This window comes from Leptolyngbya sp. CCNP1308 (genome assembly GCF_034932455.1).
Classification (GTDB): domain Bacteria; phylum Cyanobacteriota; class Cyanobacteriia; order Phormidesmidales; family Phormidesmidaceae; genus Nodosilinea.
Genome location: NZ_JAYGIH010000132.1, coordinates 1 through 1,143 on the forward strand (window position 1 = coordinate 1; position 1,143 = coordinate 1,143).

Annotated in this window: 1 protein-coding gene; it reads left to right on the top strand. The window is 56.7% G+C overall.

Translation table 11 applies throughout. The annotated features are described in order from the left end of the window. Positions 1–126: 126 nt before the first annotated feature. Positions 127–1,116 (top strand): IS110 family transposase, encoded by a 990-nt coding sequence (locus VB780_RS31265; RefSeq protein WP_323355100.1) that lies wholly within the window; start codon positions 127–129, stop codon positions 1,114–1,116. The last annotated feature ends 27 nt before the right edge of the window (positions 1,117–1,143 follow it).

Consider the following 1,143-nt stretch of genomic DNA (forward strand, 5'->3'; position numbering starts at 1 on the left):
ACCGAGATTTAGTCCAGGTCGCCGTTCCACCATTTGTCAACAGCTCGAAAAATCGCCAGGGTCACGAACCCGCATCGAACAAGGTCGAGTGATGAATGGTCATTCTATTTCCTCAGGAGGTGCGTCATGGGGATGATTGAAGCGCGGCAATGGGTGGGTATTGATGTGAGTCAGGCCAAGTTGGACGTGGCGTTACGACCAGCAGGGCACTACTGGCAAGTGACTAATGACGAGTTGGGATGGCAAAGGCTGCTGAGGGAACGACAGGCCGTCACCGTCGCGCTGGTGGTGGTGGAATCCACAGGCGGGATGGAACGGGGTGTGGTTCAGGTCTTGCAGCGCCATGAGATCGCGGTGGCGGTGATTAATCCGAAGCGAGCGCGGGACTTTAGCAAGGCGTCTGGGCGGTTGGCCAAAACCGACCGCATTGATGCGTCGATGTTGGCGCATTTTGGCGAGGCGTTGCAGCCGTTGCCCAAACCGTTGGCCTCAGAGCATCAAGAAGCGCTGTCTGATTTGGTGCATCGGCGCTCCCAAGTGATTGAGATGCTCAACAGTGAACAGCGGCGTCGCCACAGTGCCCGCAACCGCACGGCCCAAGCCGATATTGAGGCTCACATTGATTGGCTTAAGCAGCGGGTCAAAGCTCTCGACGAGGAGCTTGACCAATTACGCCAAGCCGATGAAACCCGTCAGCAGCGCTATGAGTGGCTGACCAGCGTACCTGGCGTTGGGCGAGTCGTGGCGACGACCCTACTGGCGTTACTGCCAGAGCTGGGCCAACTCTCGACGAAACGGCTGGCTAGCCTGGTGGGCGTTGCCCCGTTTAATTTTGACAGTGGCAAGCTGCGGGGCAAACGCCACATCGTGGGTGGTCGTGCCTTGGTGCGCTCTACCCTCTACATGTCGGCGTTAGTAGCCATTCAACATAACCCCGTCATCATCGCGTTCTATCAACGTCTGTTAGGTGCAGGGAAACCCAAGAAGGTCGCTTTGATTGCTTGTGCCCACAAGTTGTTAGGCATCCTCAATGCGCTGGTCACCCAAGGTCAATCTTGGCGAAACGCGAAGGATACACTACCTGCTCAGACCGCTACGCCAGCCACAAGTGGTTGACAATCAAGATAATCGCTAAATCCCCCT

Excerpts from the sequence above, each read along its gene's own strand:
- VB780_RS31265 (WP_323355100.1), top strand. The coding sequence starts at position 127 with ATGGGGATGATTGAAGCGCGGCAATGGGTGGGTATTGATGTGAGTCAG.